3 protein-coding genes are annotated in these 7,599 nt (G+C 60.0%); 2 read left to right on the forward strand and 1 reads right to left on the reverse strand.

The window, feature by feature from the left end; genetic code table 11:
- The first annotated feature begins 60 nt into the window (after positions 1–60).
- Both ANI01nite_RS16320 and ANI01nite_RS16325 read left to right on the forward strand, forming a co-directional pair.
- The gene (locus tag ANI01nite_RS16320; RefSeq protein WP_141359297.1) at positions 61–4,854 is read left to right on the forward strand and encodes an NAD-glutamate dehydrogenase; all 4,794 of its coding nucleotides are present in this window, start codon (positions 61–63) and stop codon (positions 4,852–4,854) included.
- Between the two features lie 9 nt (positions 4,855–4,863).
- Positions 4,864–6,351, forward strand: coding sequence for a sensor histidine kinase (locus tag ANI01nite_RS16325; protein ID WP_038990534.1), 1,488 nt, complete (start codon positions 4,864–4,866; stop codon positions 6,349–6,351).
- A 74-nt stretch (positions 6,352–6,425) separates the two neighbouring features.
- On the opposite strand, the gene ANI01nite_RS16330 is transcribed toward ANI01nite_RS16325, so the two are convergent.
- A partial coding sequence (locus ANI01nite_RS16330) for a lytic transglycosylase domain-containing protein (protein ID WP_141359299.1) occupies positions 6,426–7,599 on the reverse strand: 1,174 nt, incomplete at its 5' end.

Raw genomic sequence — 7,599 nt, forward strand, 5'->3', positions numbered from 1 at the left:
AACTTTGTTCTTGGAGGCGTTCTTTTGAACTCGTCGGAATCCAGCATGTCAGAATCATTCATGGATGAGACACTCACCTCGAAACTGGTGAGCGAGTACTACGGCCAAATTGCGACCGAAGACGTGGCGGCCTATCGGCCAGACGAACTCGAAGCTCGCGTGGCAGCACATCTGGAAATCGGGTATCAGCGTGATGCGGAAAATGCTAACGTCGCCATTACCCGCAACAACGGAATTTCAGTGGTCCACATCGTCACCGATGACATGCCGTTCCTTGTTGACTCCGTAACGGCCGCACTGGTGCAGCTGAAGTCACCGATTCAGCTAGTCGTGCATCCGACGTTCGTTGTATCACGAAAAACTGAGACCGGTGAAATTACCAAGATCAGCCACGCGGGCCTGCAGCACGTTGCCAGCGGCGACACCGCTGCGCTCTCGGATTTGAGTACGCTGATTTCGGCCGGTGCGGAAACCCGCATCGAGTCATGGATTTCAGTCGAGCTGGCTCGCGAACTCACCGATGCGCAGGCCAAGGAATTCGTTGAACGGCTTTACAGCGTTCTGGCTGATGTACGTGTCGCCGTGAAGGACTGGCCAGCCATGCTGGATCGTGCCAAGGAGATTGCGCAGAGCCTTCCGCAGACCCCCAAGGCCGAGGAAATTGCCGAGGTGCACCAGGCTGCGGAACTGCTGAACTGGCTGGCCGACGGAAAATTCACCTTCCTTGGCTACCGCGACTACTCGCTGGAAACCATCAACGGCGAAGACGTGCTGGTAGCCCGCCCGGGCAGCGGCCTGGGCCTGATGCGCGACCTGGCGGACCAAGGTCCGCAGCACCTGACCAAGCGCGGCCGGATCACCGCCCGTGACAAGCGCGCGCTGATCGTCACCAAAGCCAATTCCCGTTCCACTGTGCACCGTGGCGTGTACCTCGACTATGTCGGCGTCAAGAGCTTCGATGCCAACGGCGAGGTCAACGGCGAACGCCGCTTCATCGGACTTTTCTCCTCCAGCGTTTACACCTCCAGCGTGAAGACCGTTCCGCTGGTGCGCGAAAAGGTGGAAGCCGTCCTGAAGCGCACCGGCTTCGCTCCCGATTCGCACTCGGGCAAGGACATCACGACCATCCTTGAAAGCTACCCTCGTGACGAGATGTTCCAAATCTCCGTCGATGAGCTGACCAAGATTGCCCTCGGAATCCTGCGCCTGCAGGAACGCCGGCGCACCTCGGTCTTCCTGCGCAAGGACGATTACGGCCGCTTCGTCACGGCCATGGTCTTCCTGCCGCGCGACCGATTCTCCACGGCAGTGCGCCTGCGAGTGGAGCAGGAGCTGCAGCGCAGCTTCAACGCAGAATCTGTTGAATACGAAGCGCAGCTGGGTGCCGGCGCATTGGTTCGCTTGTTCTACCGCCTGCGCTTGCAGCGCCACGGCCTGGCACCGGTGGTCGACCGCAAGGCACTGGAAGATCGAATCGCCAAGGCGGTGCGATCCTGGTCCGATGCTATTGTCGACACCGCACGTGCGCGCCTGGAACTGGGCGATGCGAACACGCTGTCCAACGCCTGGGCCGAAGCTTTCCCGGCGTCCTACAAAGTGCAGTTCGAAATCGAAGATGCGCTGAAGGACATCGATCTGCTCGCCGAGCTGAGCGAGCAGGACGCCGATGGTCCGGTGGTCTCGTTCTACGATGACGAGAAGCAGGACGAGGATTCTGCTGTTTCCAAGCGCATGAAGATCTACGTGACCAAGCCGCTGCTGCTTTCGCGCATACTGCCAGTTCTGCAGCATCTTGGCCTCGACGTCGTCGATGAACGGCCATATGAGCTGAATCCCGAAGGAATCGGCGAACGCTACATCTACGACATGGGCTTGAAGATCGATGAGGAGATCAACTTCGAGGCCGTGGAAGCCAAGTTGGCTGACGCCTATTGCGCAGTGGTGAGCAACCTCGCCGAATCGGACAGCCTCAACGCCTTGGTCCTGCACGAAGGGCTTACGTGGGAGGAAGTCGCGATGCTTCGTGCCTACGCCCACTACCTGCTGCAGCTCGGTGTTCCGAATTCCACCGGGTTCATTGCCAACGCCCTGGTCGGCAACCCGTCGGTGACCCACGCCATCGTGGAACTGTTCCAAGCGACCTTCGACCCGAAGCTGAGCTCCGAGGAATCCGAAGCTGCTCGGGAGCAAGCGCACGCCAAGATCACCGAAGCACTGGAATCAGTGCCGACGCTGGATGCAGACACGCTGCTGCGCCGTTTCGTGAAGGTGATCGAAGCGACCAAGCGCACCAACTACTTCACCACTCACCAGGCGTTGGCATTCAAGCTCGCGCCGGAAGAGATCGACTTCGCGCCGTTCCCGCGTCCCAAGCACGAACTGTGGGTCTACTCGCCGCGTGTGGAAGGTACCCACTTCCGCTTCGGTGCGGTGGCCCGTGGCGGCCTGCGCTGGTCGGATCGCCGAGAAGACTTCCGCACTGAAGTGCTGGGCCTTGTCAAGGCGCAGATGGTTAAGAACTCCGTCATCGTGCCAACGGGCGCCAAGGGCGGTTTCTACGCCAAGCAGCTTCCTAATCCAGCCTTCGATCGAGGCGCTTGGATGGAAGAGGGCAAGGGCGCGTACAAGGTCTTCATCCGCACCCTGCTGGACCTGACCGACAATCTGGTGGCTGATGAAAACGGGGAGCACATCGAGGCGCCGGCCAACGTGGTCCGCCGCGATGGCGATGATTCCTACTTGGTGGTTGCTGCCGACAAGGGCACTGCGAGCTTCTCCGATATCGCGAACTCGATCTCGGCCGACAAGGGACATTGGCTGGGCGATGCCTTCGCATCGGGCGGCTCGGTGGGCTATGACCACAAGGGCATGGGCATCACCGCACGCGGTGCCTGGGAGTCGGTCAAGCGCCACTTCTTCGAGCTGGGCATCGACACGCAGAAGGACGAGTTCACCGCCGTTGGCGTGGGCGACATGTCCGGAGACGTGTTTGGCAACGGCTTGCGCCGTACCCCAACCGTGAAGCTGGTGGCCGCCTTTGACCACCGCGACATCTTCCTGGATCCGAACCCGGATCCCCAGGTCGCTTTCGACGAGCGCCAGCGCCTGTACGACCTGCCGCGCTCCAGCTGGGCAGACTACAACAAGGAACTGCTGTCGGCCGGCGGCGGCGTGTACTCGCGCAGCCTCAAGTCCGTGCCGGTCAGCCCCGAGGTCCGCGAGGTCTTGGGCCTGGACGCCGGCATCACCCAGCTGAGCCCCAACGAACTGCTCAAGGCCATCCTCTCTGCGCCAGTGGACCTGCTGTACAACGGCGGTATCGGCACCTACGTCAAGTCGGCGGCCGAAACCCATGGCCAGGTCGGAGACCGTGCCAACGACGCCATCCGCGTCAACGGCGCAGATCTGCGCGTGAAGGTAGTTGGCGAAGGCGGCAACCTGGGCATGACCCAGCTGGGCCGTATCGAGGCAGCACGCAACGGCGTCCTGCTGAATACCGATGCAATCGACAACTCCGCTGGCGTCGACACCTCCGACCGCGAAGTGAACATCAAGATTTTCGTGGACCGCCAGATCAAGGCCGGAAACCTCTCCGAGGCCGAGCGCACCGAGTTCCTGCTGTCGATGACCGATAACATCGGTGATCTGGTGCTGAAGACCAACTTCGAGCAGAACGTGTTGCTGTTGAATGAAAAGCACGCGGCATTGACCTGGACTCCTGCCTATGAGCGCTTGATGCAGTGGTTGGAAGCCCATGCTGACTTGAACCGCGGCTTGGAGTTCCTGCCGAACGCGGAAGAGCTGGAAGAACGCCGTGCCGCTGGCGACGCGATGACCACTCCAGAGCTGTCGGTGCTTGCCGCCTACGCGAAGATCCAGCTGGCGAACGCGCTGGCCGAATCCGATCTGGCCGATGATCCGTACTTCAACCAGACGCTGCGCCGCTACTTCCCAACAAAGCTGGTGGAGCGTTTCGGGGATCAGCTCGATAGCCACCCATTGCGCCGCGAGATCATTGCGACGGTGATTGCCAACGATATCGTGAACATGGGCGGCATCACTTACGTCTTCAGGGCCATGGAAGAAACCAGTGCCAGCGAAGTCCAGATTGCCAAGGTCTTCTGCGCCCTGCGTGAGATCTATGGCTTCGACCGCCAGTTCGATGCAATCAATGCACAGCCGGCCGGAACCGATCTGGAACATTGGGGACGCCAGCACCACGACATGCGTCGACTGCTGGATCGCGCCACGCGCTGGTTCATCAACCGCGTCGACCAGCAGCTGCTGGTCACCGAAGCGGTCAATCGCTACGAAGCGACCGTGACCGAACTGCGCGAGGCACTGCCAACCCTGGTCCGCGGCAACGACCTGCAGCGTTTCCAGGAATGGCGGGAAGAAGCCATAGCCCAGGGCATCCCGGAGCGTCGTGCCAGCATGTGGGCGACCCAGTTCGAATCCTACGCGCTGCTGGATGTGGCAGAGTACGTCCACCGCACCGGAACCGCTCCGGTCAAGGTCGCAGAAACCTACTACGTGCTCTACGACCTGTTCGGCGTGGACAGCCTGCTGAACCGCATCACCAACCTTCCTCGTTCGGATCGTTGGCAGGCGTTGGCCCGTGCAGCAATGCGCGATGATCTGTACACCACGATCATCGACCTGACCGCCAACATCCTGGATGCCCACGGCGATATTGCGGACCCGGCAGAGCGTGTTGCTGCGTGGGAAGAAGCAAACGCGGCTAACCTTGATCGTGCGAAGACTATGTTCGCGGAAGTGAACAGCCTGGAACGAGACGACATGGCCTCGCTTTCCGTGGCGCTTCGCCTCTTGCGTTCCATCGTCCGAAGGTAAACACCGCTAATGGCCCTCATCACCGAAGAACTACGTCAACGTGCCGCACTTGCACCGGGTGATGAGGATTGGCTCCATCTTCTGGTGGGGGACTGGCAGCTGGTCTCGGATCTCGCATTCGCAGACCTTGTGCTCTGGTTCCCCACCGGGGACGGCTCCTACACGGCCCTGGCACACGTGCGTCCTTCTACCTCGCATACCGCGTTCCATAGCGACTTCGTGGGCGAACGCATCCGCAAGGACCTGCGCATCATGGTTGACCACGCCTGGGAAACCAAAGAAGTGCAACGCTCTGCGGAACAGGCCGGCAAAGACATCATCATGGGCTTGACTACTGTGCAGGCGATTCCGCTGGTGCGCCAGAACCGCCCGGTTGCGGTGATCACCTCCCACTTCGACCCCAACCAGTCCCGCACGCCCAGCAACCTGGAATTGGTCTACCGGCAAAGCGCGGATGACCTGTTGCAGATGGGCACCCAAGGACTGTGGCCTGACTTCGCCAGCCCCACGGGATCGCGCCGAGGAGCGCCACGCGTCGGCGATGGCTTCATCCGTCTCGGTGTTGATGGCGCCGTCGAATTCGCCAGCCCCAACGCTGTTTCAGCTTTCCGCCGTCTAGGCGCAGCCGACGTACTGCAAGGCCAGCCGCTGGCTGACCTGACGATGGCGCTGGTCAGCGACCGACGCGTCGTCGATGAAACTCTTCCACTGGTTCTCCAAGGCAAGATGCCATGGCGTACCGAGGTGGAACACCGCGGAGTCACGCTTTCGTTGCGCGCCATCCCGCTTCGCAACGAATCAAAGCGCTGGGGTGCTCTAGTGCTCTGCCGCGATGTGTCTGAACTGCGCCGCCGCGAAAAGGAACTGGTTACAAAAGACGCGACAATCCGTGAAATCCACCATCGTGTGAAGAACAACTTGCAGACTGTCGCGGCGCTGTTGCGCATGCAATCTCGCCGGATGAGCTCGGAGGACGGCAAGCAGGGGCTGGAGCAGGCCATGCGCCGGGTCTCCACTATCGCTTCGGTCCATGACTTCCTGTCCAAGGGCCTGAACGAAACCGTGAAATTCGATGATCTGATGGATCGCCAGTTCCGATTGATCGTGGAAATTGCTTCTCCGGAACAAAGGGTCTCTACCCGCCGTGAAGGCGATTTTGGCATGCTTGACGCTGATTTGGCAACACCGTTATCGCTGGTGATCAACGAGTTGGTGACCAACGCGGTGGAACATGGATTGGCGCATCGTGATGGCGAGGTTGCCCTGGTCGCAGAACGATACAAGGGTGCCGATAGCAAAGATTGGCTGCGTGTTGTCATTGAGGATGACGGCCATGGCTTGCCGGAGGAACCGCGCCGCGAGGGTCTTGGGCTGCAGATTGTGCGAACCCTGGTGACTAGCGAGCTATCGGGTGAAATCCGTTGGCTGCAGGGCGAGAAAGGCGGCACCAAAGTGGTGATCGACATGCCGCTGGATCTTGACCGGCGTACAGCCTAAAGACCGGATCTAGCCGCAATACGAAGAGGCGAACCAAGCACTCTACGTGTTTGGTCCGCCTCTTCTGTGTCTTTTTAGCGGTAGTTCTTCATGTGAGCCTTGATGCTGGCTACATAATGCTTGGTGTCTTCGTACATGCCGTTGTTGCGAACGCCAGCCAACCCCTGGTAGTAGGATGCGATTGCATCGTCCAGGTTGTCGGTGTTGTCCAAGTTGTAGGCAATAACTGCGACGCCAGCAACGACGTTGTCGCGAGGGTTCAGGACATTCAGGTCCTGGCCAATGACCGATGCGATCCAGTCACCAGTGCTTGGCAGCACCTGCATGGCGCCAACGGCGTTTGCAGGGGATACCGCGCGCATGTTGAAGCCAGACTCCTGGTATGCGTGTGCCAATGCCAGTGCAGGGTCAACGCCCATGCTCTGTGCAGTGGAACGGATCAGGGCCTGCATCTCGCCGCGACTCGGCACATCGATCGAGTCAAGGTAATCCTTGTTCGAGTTCGCGTTGCTCACAACGTGGTCTGGATAGGTGCGACCAGCAAAGGTATTGCCGATCTTCTGCTTCTTGACTTCGCCAGACGGCGCAACCGACGAGCCCGATACCTTCAGCTTGGCGCCGATCTTCAGAGGCGAGCTCGCGCTGAACTCCGGGTTCAGATCAAGCAGCGCAGCCAGCTTCATACCGTGGCTGGTCGCGATGCCACTGAGGGTATCGCCGGACTTGACCGTGTAGGTTGAGCTCTTTGCTTTAGGCGCAGCGTTGCTCTTCGGTGTGGAGCTTGACGATGAACCGCCGGATACCTTGATCTTGGCGCCTGGGAAGATCGGCTTGCTGGCTGAAATGTCATTGATCTTCAGCAGATCGGACAGACTCATGCCGTGCTTAGCGGCGATGCCGCTGAGGGTATCGCCGGACTTGACGGTGTAGCTCGAAGAAGCAGACGAGGAGGACTTCTTCTGGGACGACTTCGGAGACGAGCCGGAGGAGGACGAACCCTTGACCTTGATCTTGTCGCCGGGGAAGATCACCTTGCTTGCCGAGATGTCGTTCTTGCTCAGGAGCGACGACAAGCTCATGTTGTGCTTGATGGCGATGCTTCCGAGGGTGTCACCGCTCTTCACGGTGTAAGTCGAAGAACCAGAGGACGAAGACTTCTTCGCATGGGTTGCACCGCTGGAGCTCGAAGCCGAACCCTTGACCTTGATCTTGTCGCCGGGGAAGATCACCTTGCTTGCCGAGATGTCG

It is taken from the genome of Glutamicibacter nicotianae (assembly GCF_006539525.1).
GTDB lineage: Bacteria > Actinomycetota > Actinomycetes > Actinomycetales > Micrococcaceae > Glutamicibacter > Glutamicibacter nicotianae.

What these genes read in the sequence shown, in the direction of transcription:
- ANI01nite_RS16320 (WP_141359297.1), top strand. Translation starts at nt 61, where the DNA reads ATGGATGAGACACTCACCTCGAAACTGGTGAGCGAGTACTACGGCCAA.
- ANI01nite_RS16325 (WP_038990534.1), top strand. Translation starts at nt 4,864, where the DNA reads ATGGCCCTCATCACCGAAGAACTACGTCAACGTGCCGCACTTGCACCG.